Annotated in this window: 14 protein-coding genes; 8 read left to right on the forward strand and 6 right to left on the reverse strand. The window is 58.6% G+C overall.

Annotated features, from left to right (window positions below; translation table 11 throughout):
* The first annotated feature begins 135 nt into the window (after positions 1-135).
* Both AC4PS6_RS05310 and AC4PS6_RS05315 read left to right on the forward strand, forming a co-directional pair.
* Positions 136-267, forward strand: coding sequence for a hypothetical protein (locus AC4PS6_RS05310; RefSeq protein WP_019817128.1), 132 nt, complete (start codon positions 136-138; stop codon positions 265-267).
* Positions 268-502: 235 nt separating this feature from the next.
* Positions 503-5,422, forward strand: a complete 4,920-nt coding sequence (locus AC4PS6_RS05315) for a membrane-targeted effector domain-containing toxin (protein ID WP_492180745.1) — start codon at positions 503-505, stop codon at positions 5,420-5,422.
* Positions 5,423-5,472: 50 nt separating this feature from the next.
* Here the strand turns inward: AC4PS6_RS05315 and AC4PS6_RS05320 are convergent, their stop codons facing one another.
* The 5 genes from AC4PS6_RS05320 to AC4PS6_RS05340 are packed head-to-tail and all read right to left on the reverse strand — an operon-like array spanning position 5,473 to position 9,878.
* The gene (locus tag AC4PS6_RS05320; RefSeq protein WP_019817130.1) at positions 5,473-6,234 is read right to left on the reverse strand and encodes an ABC transporter permease; all 762 of its coding nucleotides are present in this window, start codon (positions 6,232-6,234) and stop codon (positions 5,473-5,475) included.
* On the reverse strand, positions 6,231-7,430 hold the full coding sequence (locus AC4PS6_RS05325) for an ABC transporter substrate-binding protein (RefSeq protein ID WP_019817131.1): 1,200 nt from the start codon (positions 7,428-7,430) through the stop codon (positions 6,231-6,233). The genes AC4PS6_RS05320 and AC4PS6_RS05325 overlap by 4 nt, the downstream gene beginning before the upstream one ends.
* Positions 7,417-8,220 carry an ABC transporter ATP-binding protein gene (locus AC4PS6_RS05330; RefSeq protein WP_014718595.1) on the reverse strand — a complete coding sequence of 268 codons (804 nt, stop codon included), beginning with the start codon at positions 8,218-8,220 and terminating at the stop codon, positions 7,417-7,419. Before AC4PS6_RS05330 ends, AC4PS6_RS05325 begins: the two co-directional genes overlap by 14 nt.
* The gene (locus AC4PS6_RS05335) at positions 8,217-9,278 is read right to left on the reverse strand and encodes an acyl-CoA dehydrogenase family protein (protein ID WP_014718596.1); all 1,062 of its coding nucleotides are present in this window, start codon (positions 9,276-9,278) and stop codon (positions 8,217-8,219) included. Before AC4PS6_RS05335 ends, AC4PS6_RS05330 begins: the two co-directional genes overlap by 4 nt.
* A 39-nt stretch (positions 9,279-9,317) precedes the next feature.
* Positions 9,318-9,878, reverse strand: a complete 561-nt coding sequence (locus tag AC4PS6_RS05340) for a carboxymuconolactone decarboxylase family protein (RefSeq protein ID WP_032902407.1) — start codon at positions 9,876-9,878, stop codon at positions 9,318-9,320.
* 103 nt (positions 9,879-9,981) lie between these two features.
* Between AC4PS6_RS05340 and AC4PS6_RS05345 the strand changes: the two genes are divergently transcribed.
* Positions 9,982-10,887, forward strand: a complete 906-nt coding sequence (locus AC4PS6_RS05345; RefSeq protein WP_103451614.1) for an AraC family transcriptional regulator — start codon at positions 9,982-9,984, stop codon at positions 10,885-10,887.
* Here AC4PS6_RS05345 and AC4PS6_RS05350 read toward each other — a convergent pair.
* Positions 10,884-11,795: a LysR family transcriptional regulator gene (locus tag AC4PS6_RS05350; RefSeq protein WP_058409930.1), complete on the reverse strand. Its 912-nt coding sequence runs from the start codon at positions 11,793-11,795 to the stop codon at positions 10,884-10,886. The two genes, AC4PS6_RS05345 and AC4PS6_RS05350, sit on opposite strands and share 4 nt — an antisense overlap.
* Positions 11,796-11,911: 116 nt before the next feature.
* Here AC4PS6_RS05350 and AC4PS6_RS05355 point away from each other — a divergent pair, with 116 nt between their 5' ends.
* The 5 genes from AC4PS6_RS05355 to AC4PS6_RS05375 all read left to right on the forward strand — a co-directional run bounded on the left by AC4PS6_RS05355 (position 11,912) and on the right by AC4PS6_RS05375 (position 17,632).
* Positions 11,912-12,907, forward strand: coding sequence for an aldo/keto reductase (locus tag AC4PS6_RS05355; RefSeq protein ID WP_492180746.1), 996 nt, complete (start codon positions 11,912-11,914; stop codon positions 12,905-12,907).
* Between the two features lie 133 nt (positions 12,908-13,040).
* Positions 13,041-13,499 (forward strand): SRPBCC family protein, encoded by a 459-nt coding sequence (locus tag AC4PS6_RS05360; protein ID WP_038450277.1) that lies wholly within the window; start codon positions 13,041-13,043, stop codon positions 13,497-13,499.
* Between the two features lie 93 nt (positions 13,500-13,592).
* Complete coding sequence (locus AC4PS6_RS05365; protein ID WP_014718602.1) at positions 13,593-14,039, forward strand: DUF411 domain-containing protein; 447 nt, start codon at positions 13,593-13,595, stop codon at positions 14,037-14,039.
* A gap of 3 nt (positions 14,040-14,042) precedes the next feature.
* Positions 14,043-14,483, forward strand: coding sequence for a YqaA family protein (locus tag AC4PS6_RS05370; RefSeq protein WP_032902413.1), 441 nt, complete (start codon positions 14,043-14,045; stop codon positions 14,481-14,483).
* A 122-nt stretch (positions 14,484-14,605) separates the two neighbouring features.
* A complete protein-coding gene (locus tag AC4PS6_RS05375) occupies positions 14,606-17,632 on the forward strand; it encodes a hypothetical protein (RefSeq protein ID WP_492180747.1) in 3,027 nt (1,008 codons plus the stop codon).
* Positions 17,633-17,694: the final 62 nt, after the last annotated feature.

The following is a 17,694-nucleotide window of genomic DNA, read 5'->3' on the forward strand; positions in this document are numbered from 1 at the left end:
ATCGCCGCGCATGCCAAGCACATACCCAACTACGGGGATGGCACGGCGTCGGCGGGGTCTTATGTTACAGGCGATGAACAGATTTGGCTTGTCCTACGCCTGACAGACCTTTGAAGCCCCTTGGAGAATTGTGAAATGCTTCGACGACTCATCCTGCTGGTTCCCTTGATGATCATGCTGAGCCTGGGCGGTTGTTTCTTCTTCCCGCGCGGCGGTGGCTGGCATGATCGCCACGATGATGGCGGCCGAGTTTACGAACGTCGCTGATCCCCTCGGGAGTACTCCGCCCTAACGAGCTGCCCCTGCGTGCTCACTGTGTGCAGCAAGCCCACTTTCCCCGTGTTGCTGCACCGACGCGTTACATATTCGTTAATAACATTTCCCCGGGCGCCTTCGGAACCTTCCGACGCTCTCATCCCAATCATTCGAGGCCCAAACAAGGAAGAATCATCCCTCGGATTATCATCAGGACGCGTGGGCCAATGCCATTGGAATAACTCACTTGATTTCAGGTATCGCCCACCATCGCCTGCGCCGAAACGTCTCCAGCGATGAAATCGCCGCTCCTGCCCACACCCGTCCGATGCCAGGGACGGTCCAGACGATAGCCGTTCCGGACGTGGATGCGATCACGCCGGTCAGTGCGATTCGTTCTGACCTGATCAAGGGCCTTCAAATAACTGATCAACGCGTGTTGCTCAATCAATACCAACAACTCAACCAGGACATCCAGGCACTGCTGCTGCGCCAGCCGACGCTCAGCAGTGTTATCGAGCAGCAATTGAATCGCAGCTTCGGTACTACACCGCCTGTAGACGCCTCGTCACTGTATGTGCATCGCTATCACACTGATGAACACGGCCAACGCACATTAATCTCGGTGCAGAGCATCACCGAAGCCCTGTTCAACGCACTGCGCCAGCTCAAGGCACCTCCCGGCGCCCAGGCCTCGACCAGTACTGCCAGCACGGAAGTCGGCTTCTACACCAGCGCCTCGCCAAGCGAAAGCAGCCAGCAATTGCACGCTCGCGACACCCTCCTTTCGATTGCACAAACCATCGAAAAAGAACTGCCCCTGAGCCTTTCCCGATTCTGGACCGAGCCACGCACGGGCGAACCCAACCCCGAGTCACCCCAGAACGAATTGCTCAGTATCCACCGAGAGATGCTGTCCACCCTCGCCGCCTTGGGCGTGGAAGACGGTGCGTTAACGCCCGCCGCCAAATCATTGATCGACAAGGCGCTTGAGTATCCAACCCTGCAGGCTCAGGAAAGCGCGATGAGGGATGGCGAAAGGCCCGGTGTCTACCCGCTCAAATTGGATACCCCAAGCCCAGAGGGAAGCCTGCTGGCAGGGGCCTTCCTGATCACCAGCAGCGATGGATCGTCGGCGACACGCCCATTCAGTAGCGCACAGACAGACCGCACCTTACTTCCTGGCCAACAGCAAGGCCTGACGGTGCTCTACACACCTCGCGATGGCTACGAAACCTTCGACAGCCCGGCCAAGGCACTTGCGACCTTGCGTCAACGCATTAATGACGACCCCGAAGCCGCAGCGCAGCTACTGCAGAGTTTGCCGGTGGAGGTTCAAAACGGCTTGAAGGATGACTGGAAAAATCACTTGAGCCAGGACCTCTCCCCAGTGACCGGCGACGTCATTGCCACAGGCGTGCCGCAGTTGCTGGAGCGCCAGCGGCATCAGGTGAGTAACGCACTGCAAGCGTTGTATGAGTCGAACAACGTTGAGCCGACGCTTGTCGACCCGTGGGGGCATCTTCTGACTGAGACGGGCCTGCCTGAGGCTGCCGACCTGGGACCGCATTTCGACGGCAACAGCGCCCTGTTGGCGCGTGCGCAATGGCTGGACGAGCGCGCGAACAGCATCGACGCGCGCCAGGCATTGGATCAACGCCTGGGTGATCAGAAAAACTGGCGATACCTTGCGCAAAAACTCAACGAGTCTGCCCAGGCCTTGCCGCAAAGCCCGACAGAACGTGAGGTGTCGGCCCTGCTGAAAAATACGCCGATGAATATCGCGCCAGACTCAGCCCATTACCAAGCCTACATACGGACACCTGGCATGTCCGTAAGCCTCGAAGCCTTCCTGCTTGAAAACGGCGTGCCATTGCCCAAGACCGTGGTCGACTTGCTGGCCTTGGCGCAAAGCGCAAAAGCACGCGCACAGCAACACCCCTTGGGCAACTTCGCAGGGGGCCTGTCCTGGCCGATCCCCTTGGATGTCAGCCAACAAGACACGCTGCGCACGGCCGCCGTCGAACATGCCAACAGCGATCCCGACTTACCGCAGGGGAATCCCAAGCGCGGCGTACTGGAACATCTGGGTAGAAACCTGAGTTTCTCCGAGCAGGCACTGGCGGACCCGGTCAAGGTGCTCGAAACCCTGATCAGCTCCAAGGATGGCCAGGCTCTCGGCCAAGCCATGCAAACCAAAATGAATGGTATCGCCACCGACACCAGCGCAAACGACTATGCCCTGGCGGCGATCCAATTGATGCTGGACCCCGAGTCGTTGACGGCGCCTGTGCGAAACCATGTGGCGGGTTTCGACCTGGCGCAGAAAAGTCATTGGGGCAAACCGCTTTCGACCATCACCAACAGCCTGCGCCAACACTTGATTGACACGGGGCGCGAATCCCCTGAGCTCGCTGGCGCGGCCGCACATCTGTTACTCAGACGCACTGCGCCGCAATTGCTGGTCAAGGACATTCCTGATTCGGTAGTTTACGGCAGCGCCGCGTGGGCGAACCTTTGCATTGCAGTAGCCGCCATTGAAGCCAAGACTCCAGGCCGCGTGGCCGCCCTGTCTTATGCCGAAGTGATGATCACCGCCGACACTGCTGGCGCCGTGCCCGCCTCTGCGCAAGCCGCAGTGATGTTGGATTGGGCCGTGGCCAATGACATTCTTCCAGCGAAAGACGATGCCCTGTATCAGCCAGCCGACCTGGAAAAAGCCCAGGCGCTGTTCAAAGCACAACTCGATACGCTGATAGAAGCCTCATCGCTCATCGGCGGGAGTTTTCCAAGCCGTAAACACATGGCGCTGGACCTCCTCGTGAAGACATTCGGCCCTGGCATGGACTTCGAGCTCAAGATGTTTTCCAGATACAATGGCGATACGCCCAGCGCGCCGCGCTCACTGGTGGAAATCGTCATGGAAGAACGGGTCATGGAGGGTCGCTGGGTACTCACGAAAGAAAATACCGGCGTGGACCTTGATGCCGTTATTGCCTTCACCCACAGCGCGCCATTCAATATTCAACGAGCGTTTGAGGATGCCTTTTCTACCGCCTTGGACAATCATAAGACCGTTAAAAAAACAGCTCTCCTCAACGCGCTCAGCAACCTGCCGCCCGAAGACAGAAAAAACTTGACCCAGGGCAAGCTCAATTATTTTCAAGAAAAAAGTTACAAGGTGGGCATGATCCCTTTCGAAGGTGACACCTTGTTTCACACCAGCCCTACGGTACTGGTCACCGCGCAAAACAATGGACAAACCACCACCTATGAGTTCGATACGGTAAACGGCGTTATCCGAAGCCGGGGCAACCGAAAAACACCGGCGGCCCCTGTCAAGTTCTCCAACGAGATAATCAGGGAAGAGCCATTTTATCCGGACAGAGACAACGTCAAGATCGTCGACAGCGGGCAATCGATTCTCGCAAGTATCCCGGCCAACCCTGTGCCGTTTTCATGGATCGACCTGGGTGATTTGAAGGAAAGCAAGCTGGATCGCGAACAGCCCTCCACGGCACCCCAGCCGTATATGTTCCTGAACCCACGCACTCACCATATCGCCGACTCCGTGCTCAAGGCGTTGGACCTGGACAATCCCGCCATCAAGAAAGCCGCTGCGGGGACCACGACCTTTGAGCGTAATCATGAAAAGCTGACGAACTTCAAAGAGTTTTTGCTCGACCTTATTCCCTTCCGTTCCGCAATCGTCAATTTCATGGACGGCAACTACGGCGAGGGGATCACTGACGTCACCCTGGATATTTTCGGTTTGGTCACCGCCGGCATCGGCTTGGCGGCCAAACTCGGAAAAGTACTGGGTACGGCTGGGTCAGCAGTGAGCAAGGCGCTCAAGGCAACGAAAATCATGGTGCCAGCCCTGCTCAAGGAGTTGAACCCGTTAAACGGCGTGGGTGATCTGCTAAAGGGCTCGGGTAAATTCATTTACGAAAGCGTTGAAGCGATAGCTGGTGCGGTGCCATCCCTGAAGGGAAGCGCAAGCCACGAAGCGCTGATCAGCGCCGCAAGCCGCTACGAGGCAGCGGCAACCGGGACCTTCAAGGTGGGCAACCAGCGGGTTCATGGCTCTGCCGTCAAACACAACGGTAAATGGTACCCCTACGATGTGCATAAGCAGGAGGCTTACGGTGCGCCTCAAGCTTTTGATCCTGCACATACGCTGATGCCACCCTCACCCCATGCTGACTTTTCCCCTCGGGGGCACATGAACGCTCGGCAAAACACGCGATTTCAACCCTACAAAAGACCCACCCCAAAAGCGCCGAACATCAATGGACACACGCCGACGATCGTAAACAAAACCGATCATCTGGACGCCATCAAAGACGAATACGTAAAACATATTAAAGGCGCCCCCAACGAAGGCCACTTCACACCCAGCCGAAGGCAACCGACACAAGAGCGGTTCAACGCAGAAATGGAAGCTTTCCATCAAAAACTGGACCCGTTGAACCCACAAAATCGCCCCATAATTCCAGAAACGAAACCTTACGAGACAGTGCCCGACCTGATCGAAAAAGCCTTGGACAATTCCGACGTGGTGGTATTCGGCGAGAGTCACCAGCATTTGGCCATGTTCCGCGAAATTGACGCAAGCATCGACCTGTTCAAGCGCAAAAATGTAAAGGTGGTCGGCATTGAAGGTGTCGTCTATGACAACAATGGACTACTCAAGGACGATGGCATGGGCCATACAGGCCACGGTTTGCGGCCCGCCCACCCTCAATTCAATCTGCATACGTTGATCAGAAAATTCAAGGATGCCGGAATAGAAGTCGTGCCCCTTGACCACTTTTATCTGACACGCCACCGGCATGACCGTAAGGCCTACACGACGCTAAGCGAAACCGAACGAAACCTGAAAAGACTCAAAGAGTTCAACTACTACGCCGCACGCGTCATTGAACAACACAAGCATAAGGGTAAAGTGATCGCCTTGGTGGGCCGCCAACACATCAACTCCACTCAAGGCGTCACCGGCTTGGCTGAGGCGACCGGAGGCATTGGCATCGGTGTTTACGAACGAACAGGCATGAAGGTGGGCTACGGCACGAACTCCACGGATGCCAAACCGGGCCCGCTGGGTACCCTGAACGCTGACAACGATCTGGCGGGAGATCTGCAAATCTTTTCGCCAGCAACCTGATAACACGCTAAATAGTTGCCTGCGTAGCACGCAGGCAACGTTCGAGCCCATCAGCCGCCATGCACCCACCGCTGGTGCAACCAACGCGCTAACGCATCCAGCGCAAACCCCAGCACCCCAATCACCACCACCATCGCCATCAACTCCGAATACGCCAGGCGATCACGCGTATCGAGGATGTAATACCCCAGTCCCGCACTGACCCCAAGCATTTCGCAGGGCACCAGTACGATCCACAGGATGCCGATGGCCAGGCGCACGCCGGTCAGCACATGGCCGACGACGCCAGGAATGATCACCCGACGCAATGTCTCCCAACGCGTCGCGCTCAAGCTCTTGCTCAACTGCAACCAGCGCGGGTCGAGCTGACGCACGCCCGCTGCGGTGTTGAGCATGATCGGCCAGACAGCGGCAAAGGCCAGAAGGAAGTAGATAGGCTGATCGCCCACACCCATCAGCATCACCACGATCGGCATCCAGGACAGTGGTGAAATCATCCGCAGAAACTGGAACGCCGGCGTGGTCGCCGCCTCTAGGTTACGCGAACTGCCCACCAGCAACCCGAGGGGTACGCCTACCAACAACGCGATAAACAGCCCGACGAAAATACGCTTCAGGCTCACGGCGATATGCAGGTACAACTCACCCCGCCCGAGCAATTCCCACAAGCTGCTGGCGGTGGCCTCCAGGGAAAAGCGCGCCGATAGGCCATCAGCCTCGCCGAACACGTTCACGCCCAGCCACCACAGCACCAGCAAACCCGCCAAGCCACTCAGCCCCAGCCACCAGCCGGGGATTCTGCTGTTGTTCAAACGCCGATCTCCTCGTGCCGCTCATAACCATCCGGCAAACCGAAGGTCTGCATGCCACCCACGGCTTCGATCGCGTTGCGCACGAAGCGGTCGTCCACCAGGTCCTTGGCCACGAAGGCAGGGTCCAGGCCTGCGAGAAACTTCTTGTCGCCTTCGATCAAGGTGTCCTTCAAGCGCCGCACCAGTTCTTCGGTGTAGCTGGGGAACGGGTACGGTTGGAAGTCGATGCGGTGCTCGTCCCAGTTGGCGTGCTGGATCGCGCCGTCGGCCACGTAGGAGGCGCGGTCGCTGGCCGCCGGCGCCAGGACTTTGCTCAAAACCGGCTCGGCATGGGGCGTGTAACGGTTCGGGCCATCCTTGGACAGCAGCTTCACTGCCTCTTCACGGTTGTCGCGGGTCCACACCTGGGCCTTGACGATGGCGTTCACCACCTTCTGCGACCACTCCGGACGGTTGGCCAGGTCGTGCTCGTGCATGAACACCACGCAGCAGGCATGGTTTCGCCACACGTCACCCGTGAAGCGTTGCACGCGACCGACCTTGAGGTTTTCTGCCAAGGCATTGAACGGCTCGGCGACGATGTAGCCGTCGATGCGTTTGCTCGCCAAAGCCGGAGGCATGTCCGAGGGCGGCAACACGATCAGGTTGACCTCATTGGCAGCAATCGAACTGCCGGTGGCGCGGGTGACCGGTGTGAGGCCGTTATCGCGGAACAGTTGCTGCACTACCACGTTATGGATCGAGTACCAGAACGGAATCGCCACCGACTTACCGCCCAGTTGCTTCACGTCGGTAATGCCTGGGGATACGGTCAAGCCCGAACCGCCCACATGGTTCCATGCCACGACTTTGGCCGGGACCTTACTGGCGTAGCGCGCCCATACGGTCATTGGCGACAGCAGGTGTATCACGTTGACCTGGCCGGAGATAAACGCCTCGATCACCTGGGCCCAGCTACGCAACAACACCGGGCGCTCGGCCTTGATGCCTTCGGCTTCGAACAGGCCGTTGTTGTGGGCAACCAGCAGTGGCGTGGCGTCAGTGATGGGCAAGTAGCCGATGCGGACCGGCGCGTCGGGCTCATTGGCGGCGCGCGCCTGCAGGCTGCTCAACAGGGGCAAGGCGCCCGCGGCACTGAGCACGGCAGAGAGCTTGAGAAAGTCACGGCGCGAGTGGGTCAGGTCATCCAGACACATGGGTAAACTCCTGTTGTTCAAGGGGGTTGGGTTGAGGGCGGCTCGCCTGCCGTAAGGTTTTCAAAATCTCGATACGCAGCGCGCCAATGGCCTCGACCTGCTCTTCCCGAGGGTGCGGCAGGTCGATAGCCCACTCGCCCAACGTCCGCGCCGGGCGGTTACCCAGTAGCAGGATGCGGTCCGACAGCAACAGCGCTTCGTCGATGTCGTGGGTGATCAATACGGCCGCCGAGCCTTGCTCACGATTGACCTTGAGCAACAGGTGCTGCATATCGGCGCGAGTCACTTCATCGAGCGCGCCGAAGGGCTCGTCGAGCAGTAACACTTGTGGCTGACGCGCCAGGCAGCGGGCCAGTGCCGTGCGCTGTGCCATGCCACCGGACAATTGCGCCGGGAACTGCTGACGCGCAGGCTCCAGCCCCACCGCTGCAATGGCGTGGTCAACACGACGGCGGCGTTCTTCACCACTCAAGTGCGGTTGGCGAGCGAAATCCAGGCCGAAGGCAACGTTTTTTTCCAGGGTCAGCCAAGGCAACAGGCTCGGGTCTTGAAAAGCCACCACCACGCGCGGATGCGGGCCGCTCAACGGCTCGCCCAATACTTGCACGCGGCCAGCCTGAGGTGCCTGCAAGCCGGCTAGCACGCGCAGCAGGCTGGATTTGCCCACGCCGCTCGGGCCTAGGATCGACACCACTTCACCCGGTTGCAAGTGCAAGTCGAAGCCTTGCAACACCGGCCCGCTGCCATACCCCAGGCAAATGCCCTGGGCCGTCAATACCGCCTGGCTCATAGATTGGCCTGGCGGTGTAGCTCGGTACGCAGTTGCACCAGGCTGGGCGTTACGATCGGTACAAAGGCCGACTCGCGCCAGCGCCGGGCAAAGCCACTGCCGTGGGCGGTCAGGTAGGCCTTGCCACCGCTGGCTTGCAGTTCAAGCTGCACAGCGCTGGCGGCGGTTTCGGCCAGCGCGATACGCAGCTTGAACAGCGGTATCGGCTCGGCGGTAAAGCGCCCGGCCAACAGCCCGCTTTTAAGCTCGCTGACCAGATGATCCAGGGTCACGCGCAGGGCTTCCAACTCGTCGCGCAACACGGTGCGACTGGCGCCCAAATGGTGGGCTACTTCAGCCAGGGAACGCCGCGCCAAACCAATCGACATGCCGCACTGCAAGCCTAGAAACGCCGGGCGTACCGCCGGTAAAAACTTGCGCGCATCCTCGTGCAGCAACCATTCGCGACTCAGCTCCACGCCTTCCAGGCCAAGCGCTGCGGTGTTGCTCGATTGCAGCCCGAGCAGCTCCAGGTCGCGGGAGCGCTGCAACCCGGCCACCGAATCCGGAATCGCCAGGATAAATGGCGCGCCGCCCCCTGCATGCTCGATGGCCGCCGCAGCGACAAAGCCATTCTTGCGCAAGTTGGTCACCCAGTGCAGGCGACCGTTGAGGGTCCAACCGTGGTCGTTGGGCTCGGCGCTGATCTGCAACGACTCGATACCCGACAGAAACTTCATCGCATTCGACAGCCCGGTGGCCCCAGCCAACTTGCCGCTGAGCAGGTCAGGCATCAGTTGCTCGCGCAGACGCTGATTGGGACTCTGCAGCAAGTACTCGATAAACGAGCGCTGGCCCCAGCACACAAACGCCGCCGCCAGGGAATGGCTGGCTACATTGGCGATGGCCTCGACCGCACCCGCCACGTCACCGCCCAGGCCGCCCAACTGGGTGGGTACACCGATTTTCAGAATATTGGCTTCTGCCAGCCGCGGCAGCACTTCCTGTGGATCGCAACTGCCCACGTCCAGGGCCTGCGCTTGAACATCGAGCCAACGGCTCAAGATTGGGTCAAGCATTCATGTTTCTCCTTTTACAGCAGGTGGGCCAACGCCAAATCAGTTGGCCGGTTTTTCCCAACGGTATTGCGCCAGCTCCGGGTTCAGCGGGGTACGGGCAAACACGTTGGCGAAGTTGCACAGGGTTGCCAGGCTGACCCCCAGGATGACTTCCAGCGCGTGGCCGTCGGTGTAGCCGGCGGCGCGGAACGCCTCAAAGCCCGCGTCACTCACATCCCCACGGGTGGCGATCACCTCACGCGTAAAGGCGGCGAGTGTCTCATAGCGTGCGTCAGGCAACTCACCCCGGCGGCGCAAGGCCTCGATCACCTCCTCGGGCAGCTTCGCTTTGTTGCGGGCAACCGCGGTATGGCCAGCGACACAGAAATCACAACCGTGGCTGGTGGCGGCAATCAATTGCACCACTTCACGGTCGGCCAGGCTCAGTTCTGCCTTGGCATTCAAGCCGGAGACGGTGATGTAGGTTTCCAGCGCGGCCGGTGCGTTGGCCAGTACGCCCAGCAGGTTAGGAATAAAACCCGAGGCTTTGAGCGCGTTTTCCAGGAAGGGTTTGGCGGCTTCCGGTGCGGTTTCAGGCGTGAGCAACGGTACACGGGACATGAAGTGGACTCCTGTTGGGTTTCAATGCCCCAGTCTGTTGGTTCTAAAAAAAGCGCTCAATAGGCTAAAGTAGCGATTACTTGCTCTTGAGTCTTTCCATTAGATGAATTCGTCCGATGTACTTGTCGATTGGTTATTAGATAGCCTCGAACTCAACACCAGTTTGTTTCACGTCGGCCGTTATTGCGGTGACTGGCACGCGAGCACCCACGGCCTGGCACAGGCAAGCTTCCATTTGATTGTGCAAGGCGAATGCTGGCTGCATATCGACGGCGATCCAATGCCCCACCACCTGAATAATGGTGACGCGGTGTTTCTGCTGCGTGACTTTGCTTTTCGCCTGTCCGGCCAAGCCACGGCAGCCGGTGCCCAGGAGTGCCCACGCCGTGCGATGCTGCCCCTCGACAGCACGGCCACCGACGGGGTGGGATTAGTCTGCGGTTTCTTTCACTTTCAATCCGGCTTGTCGACACTGATCGTCGACACCCTGCCCAGCTGGATCATCCTGCGCGCCGGCGACCCGTCGCTGACGGCCGCACGCAGCCTGTTCGAGTTGATCCTGCACGAATGCGCACGCACGCCAGCGCCCTCTTCCGCGCTGCTGGAGCGCCTGTGCCACCTGCTGTTCCTGTATGTATTGCGCCAGCAAGTACTCGACAACACCGAGCTTGGCGGCTTGGCGGCGCTGGGCCGGGCACCGGCGTTTGCGCATTTGCTGGAACAATTGATCGCCCGCCCGGCCGAGCCCTGGAGCCTGGAAAGCATGGCGGCCTGTACCGGGTTGTCGCGCTCGGCGTTTTTCAAGCGCTTCAGCGAATTGTGCGGGCAGTCACCCGGGCAAGTACTGCTGATGATCCGCATGCGCCACGCCTGTGGGTTGCTCAAGGCGGACCAGACCGTGGCCGAGGTTTCGCTGGCAGCCGGGTATCAATCGGTGGCGGCGTTTACCCGAGCCTTTCATAAAGTTACCGGGCAACAGCCTGGCGCCTATCGCAGGGCGCAAGCCTAGCCTTGTAAACCGGTGCCGGGCCGGGCGCACAACTGCACCAGCCAATCGACGAACACCCGCACCCGCTGCGACAATTGCCGATGGGGCGGGTACAACGCAGTCAGCGCCATCTTCGGCACGGCCACATCAGGGAGCACCTGCACCAGGGTGCCCTCGGCCAGTTGGCGCAGGGCGTGATAACGAGGTGCCTGGATCAGCCCGTAGCCGGCTTCGCACGCAGCGAAGTAACCCGCGGAGCTGTTCACGGCAACCACTTTCGGCAGGTTGATCGGATGCAACTCGCTGCCCAGCAGAAATTCCAGGCCAAACCGTTTACCGCTGGCACGGGAAACATACTCGACCATTTGGTGACCCGCCAACTGCTCCAGGCAGGTGGGCGTGCCCATGCGTTCAAGGTACGCGGGGCTGGCCAGCGTCAGTTGTTCCATCATTGCCAAGGGCCGCGCCACCAGCGATTCGTCCAAGGCCGGACCGCCCCGCAACACACAATCGACGCCTTCGCGAATCAAATCCACTGGCCGATCATTGAGGCCGATCTCCAACTCGATCTGTGGGTACAACGCGGTGAACGTTGGCAAGGCCGGAATGACAATCAAGCTCCCAATGCCTGAGGGCATATCAATGCTCAAGATGCCCCGAGGGTTCTGGCGCCGCGTGGAGAACACCGCCTCGGTTTCCTCAAGATCGGTCAGCAACTGCACGCAACGTTGATAGTACGCCGCGCCATCCAGGGTCGGGCTGACGTGGCGCGTGGTGCGCTGCAGCAGTTGCACGCCGAGATGGGCCTCCAGTTGCTTGATCAGAATTGTCACGGAGGCGCGTGGCAATTGCAGGCTGTCGGCGGCCTTGGCAAACCCGCCCAACTCGACAATCCGAGTGAACACGCGCATGGCGTTAAAACGATCCAAGAGAATGCTCCTGTGGGAGATTGTTTAGATATTACGAACAGTGATAGCACTTTTAGCGGGTTTATCTGCATTTTTTCAAGGGTAACAATGGGCTCCTCATCACCAGGAGCTTCCCTATGCACACTCGACAACTCGGTAAAAACGGCCCGCATGTATCTGCCATTGGCCTTGGCTGCATGGGCACGACCGACTTCTACACGCCCGGCAGCGATACCACCGAAGCCACCGCAACCTTGCACCGCGCCCTAGAGCTGGGCGTCAATTTTCTAGATACCGCGGACATGTACGGCCCGCACACCAATGAGCAACTGATCGGCAAGGCTATTGCCGGCAAGCGCGACCAGGTGTTCCTGGCCAGTAAATTCGGGATTGTGCGCGACCCTGCCAACCCCATAGTGCGCGGGGTGAATGGCCGGCCCGAGTATATCCGCAACGCCATCGACGGCACCTTGCAACGCCTGGGGGTGGATACGCTGGACCTGTACTACCAGCACCGTATCGACCCCGACGTGGCCATCGAAGAAACCGTGGGTGCCATGGCCGACCTGGTAAAACAGGGCAAGGTGCGCTATCTGGGCCTGAGCGAGGCGTCCGCCGCTACTCTGGAACGGGCGCATAAGGTCCATCCCATCAGCGCCCTGCAAAGTGAATATTCGCTATGGAGCCGCGACCAGCAAGACAATGGCTGCCTCGCGGCCTGCCAGCGCCTGGGCATCGCGTTTGTGCCGTACAGCCCACTGGGCCGAGGCTTTCTCACCGGCGCGTTGAAGAGCCCGGATGATTTCGGCGCCGATGATTACCGACGCTTCAGCCCGCGCTTTCAGGGTGAGAACTTTGCGAAAAACCTGCGGCTGGTAGAACAGGTCAAGACGCTGGCGGCAGACAAAGGTGTGACGGCCGGGCAACTGGCGCTGGCCTGGGTCTTGGCTCAAGGCGATTACATCATCCCGATTCCCGGCACCAAGCGGCGCACCTATCTGCAAGAGAATGTGGAGGCGCTGTCGATTTCTCTCAGCGCGGACGAACTGGCTGCGCTGGATGCGATCTTCCCTGCCGATGCAACCGCAGGCCTGCGTTACCCCAAGGACGTGCTGGCCATGCTGGATATCTAGTGCCTGCTGGGAGCCCTTGTCCGGGCCGTTCTCAGCGGGATTGACGAACGGCCTGCCGACGCCCGTGCAAAGCGCGGGCGTCAGACTATCCTCACAGCTCCTAGTGTAAAAACCGCCACACAGGAGGTGTGTCATGCACGCGACTGAGCATTCGGTCCGCTTGGAGCAGATCAGTCAGGAACGCTTCATCCACACGCCGATCGAGGCGGTTTATGACTATGTGACCCAGCCCGACCGCTGGCACGAGTGGCACCCCACTTCCCTTAGCGCCGACACCGGCAACACCGGCTCATTGCCGATCGGCACGCGCTTTACCGAAATCATCGACCTGCTGGGCATACGCGTCTCCATGAGTTACCGCGTACAAATCGCCCGCCGCCCCAGCGAGTTCAAAACCGTGTTCACCTCCCTGGCGGTTGATGGTTCCATTCATTACTACTTGCGCGCTCATCAGGGCGGCACGCTGTTCAAGCGGGTGCTGACTTATGAAACCGAACTGCAACTGGCGTCTTTGCACGAGCGCATGGTCGCGTTGTCGGCGATTGCGTTGGACCGGCTCAAGCAGCGACTGGAAAACCAGCGCTTCGTATAATTTAGAAACATTACAACGGCGTCACATTGCAAACATACCCGCAAAAGCAGGGAGAATGCCCGGCTTATCGCCGCGCCTTCAGTGAGACCCACGATGAAAACCCCATTGCGACTGGCCCTGCTCAGTGCCTTGTTCACCACTACCTTGGCCCAGGCCGCCGAGTTGATCCCCATCGACGTCCACCGCGACGCCAACTGCGGCTGCTGCAAAAAGTGGATCAGCCACTTGGAGAGCAACGGTTTCAAGGTCAACGACCACGTTGAAGCCAACATGAGCGCGGTGAAGCAGCGCCTGGGCGTCGCGCCACGGCTTGGCTCCTGCCACACCGCGGTCATCGACGGCAAATTCGTCGAAGGCCACGTACCCGCCGAGCAGGTCCTGGCCCTGCGCAAGCGCAACGACCTGCTGGGCCTTGCCGCACCGGGTATGCCCTTAGGCTCACCAGGGATGGAAGTGGACGGACGCAGCGAGGCCTATCAAATCATTGGCCTGACCCGAGACGGTAAAGATGTAGTGGTAGCGGACTACCCGGCTCACTGACCGGTGTTGATGGGTTACCTGGGGCTGTTCGTCGCGGCATTTGGCGCCGCGACGTTATTGCCCCTGCAATCGGAAGCCGTGTTGGTGGGCCTGCTGCTCAGCGGGCATTACAACCTATGGCTGCTGCTGGGCATCGCGACTTTGGGTAACGTGCTGGGCTCGCTGGTCAATTGGCTGCTGGGGCGCTCGGTGGAACGCTTCAAGGAACGGCGCTGGTTCCCGGTCAGCACCAGGCAGCTGGACAAGGCTCGCAGCCATTACGCGCGCTGGGGGCATTGGACGTTGTTGCTCAGCTGGGTGCCGATCATTGGTGACCCGCTGACGTTGGTGGCTGGTGTGATGCGTGAGCCGTTGTGGCGTTTTTTGCTGTTGGTCAGCGTGGCCAAGAGTGCGCGGTATGCCGCGCTGACTGTACTCACCCTGCTCCACCTCTCTGCTCAATAATGACCACTTGTCGCCACTGTCAATCCTGACAGCTAGACATCCGCTGCTGCCCAGCGCCTCATCACTCTTGCCCATGCGCCCGCGATTACTAGGTGCGTCTCTTAGTGCAAGGAGTGTTGACCATGCCGACTGATCTCATTATCCCACCTGATAAAAGCCCTCAATCCCTTCCGACAGGGCAAAGGGTTCATGTTGACTTAGATGAGCCTTATTCAAGGTTTTCTAAAGTGGACATGACTCCTTTTCCTGACGAACCCTATGATTACGGACTAGGTATCCGCCAAGTAGTGCCTCATCTCACCATGCTGTTCGAGCGCTGGGCGACACTCAATCAGTTTGATGAATACCAGCTGTACACGGACAGGGATACGCTTCCGCTCGCCCGTGATTCAGTTATTTCGACCACAGAGGCTCGTTACCCGCTGCATGTACCTGAACACAATGTTCCTAGAGGCGAAGTCTTTATCAAAGGACGTGTCGTGCGTGTAGGCCCTGGCACCCCCAGCGATTCACCCGGGCAATTTATTTACGTCAAGACCACTCGCCCGGGCGGGGTCAGTAAAGACCCAGAACCGGGATTGCCCGGATGGCATGATGGGCTGACCATGGAGGTGGAGGGTTTTGCAGAAGGTGAGCCTATTAAGCCTGCTGATATCACCAATGGATTGTGGTGTGTCATACACCCGTATCTCCATATGCGCAGGAATGATCTTATCGATCTGCAGTGGGACGGTATCGAAGTTAAGCAGCGGTTGACCCAAGCCGACGTCGACGCCGGGGAAGTCAAAGTACATGTTCCGAAGGATATTATTACTCAGGGTAGCCTAAAAGGATCAATTACCATCAGGTACCGAGTGATCGACTTTGTGGAGAATATTTCTGGTGGTGAAAAATATCAGTTTTCCAAGCCGTACCAACTTATCAGTGAACTAGATCCCAACTTACGTAGCGCACCCGAGTTCCTCATAAATGGAACTGCGGCACCACAGGTAGATTTTGATAGAGATCACGCCTCGCAGTTTAGTGTGAAAGCACGCCCCGATGTGATCCCCCCTCCCATTCCGGCCCCCCGTCACCTCGTCACCGTTACCTTGAGGGCGACCCTGGCGGATGGCACGACGAAATCCTTCGTATTAGATAGCGTAGAAGACCAAAACATCGGCGAGACCATCACGTCGGTTCCCGCTGAAATCATCTTTGAAATTGTAGGAGGATCGTTCAACGCATCTTACGAATGGCGTGACAGCGCCGGCAATACACTCGGGCAATCAGCCAGCATCATGATCGTGGTGGTGGGCACGCCGGTAAGGATGCCGCCGCTCACCATCGAACCGATTGAGTTGGGGTTGATTGACCCTGATCATTACTGCGTAGCCCACATCCCCCACGACTACATTCCGTATGCGTTCGATTTATGGGAAACCTTAGTCATAGAGGAAGTCGTTGCCGGCGGTGGTGGCGCTTACTACGAGCAGGGCGAGTTGGCGGGCGAACCGGGTGGCACGCGATTGATCTCCCAAGCGGTACTACAAAGGTTCAGGGGGCGCAGCAATGTCGTTGCTTATTACCTGGTCGACGATGGCAAGGCAAAAAAACCGCCTGGCCTTGGCGTACTCACCGTTCGAAAATCCGTGGAGCTGGGCATCCAGTTCGGTGCACGCAACCCTACAATGCCGGTGGCACGGCTAGAGGGCAGCATTGGCAATAACATCAACCCAGAACATGTGATAGGGCCAACGGTACGGGTGATATTTACTTATACGGGCACCCAAGACAAAGACGTCCTTCACTACACCATACTGGGTTCCAAACCTGACGCCTCGCTCCATGGCACGATCAACATTAATACAGGCACAGAGGGCAAAGAACTGCCATTAGCGGTGCCGCGAGATATCGTTGACCGTAATAACGGCGGTACCCTGACTATCACCTACAGCCTGCTGCGCAAGGCCCCCCCCGAGCAAGTGCTACGCTCCGAGGTACTCAAGCTTACTGTGGGCGCTGGAATCAATTTGGGGCGTCCTGTTATTCGAGGCGCCTCTGTTTTCCCTGACCAACTGAACCCTCTGGCAGCGTTGGGCGGCACCCAGGTGATCATAAGATTCCCAATGCGCGACAACGAGGATATTTTTCTGGATTGGCTGACCGCTGACGGCACCGGCAGCACCACTGTAGCGGTCAAGGGTAACGCGACGACCCAGGAAGTTGAGGCGCCGATACCGGAGCGCATCATCGCCGAGGGAATCCGCGAGGCCAATCATCGAATAAGCGTGCAGTACCGTTTCTTGCGCGACGCAATTCCTTATGAGTCCGAGATCGTACCCCTGGATCTGCTGACGCTCACCGGATTGCCCAATACCTATATCGAAGGTATCGGCGATGTGCCTGAACTCCAGCTCTCTCGGTTGACTGCCGGGGCGCGTACCATAACGCCCACTTGGCATTTTATTCATCCTGTTTGCATCGTCTGGCAAGACTTTTATGGCACCGACACGAATGGCCTTCCATTTCACACAAGCACCTATACCGGTGAACCTTTAGGTGAAGATGGCGCGTTAATCGGCTTGAACCGCCGCGCACCGGTAGAGCAATTACGTTTGCTGATGGACGGCTCGCCCCTCACGATTCAAGGTTGGGTGGCGTTGAGCGGTGTCCCCGACATCACCAGGGCCATACCGCTTCCCACTAAAACCTATACCGTACGAGCGACCTATTTCAGTGATTTGACGAATTTCTTCAATTACGACCGCAATGGCTGGGAAAACATTCTCAACGCAAGAGGTGAGCTTGCGGTGGAAGGGGCTGAAAACATTTGTTGGCGTACCAGCAAAACTGCAGGTGAAACCGTGCAACCAGGTCTACAAAAAACCTACCTTGATCTGAAGGTAAACACGCGCTATGAGGTTAGTTTCTATTGCAAGGTTTCCGGCACGACTTCTATGACTACTGCACGCCTTGAGTTGGGAGCGATGAGCGCGACCAGGTCGGTGGAGCCGAATCGAAACTGGGCAAAGGTCAGCCATGTGTTCACTACACCCGCTGCTCCGCCCGTGCAAAATCTCACTGCCCGCCTTTCACTCTCAGTCGGGACCGCTGCTACGTTTATGGTGGATCAAATTGTCGTTCAGGAAACTTCCCTGGTGACATGAATACATGCGATGAGTAAATGAGAGGGGATGTTGAGAGGCAGTCGCACAGTGGCTGCCTCTTC

Source organism: Pseudomonas sp. DW-iso17, from assembly GCF_058725345.1.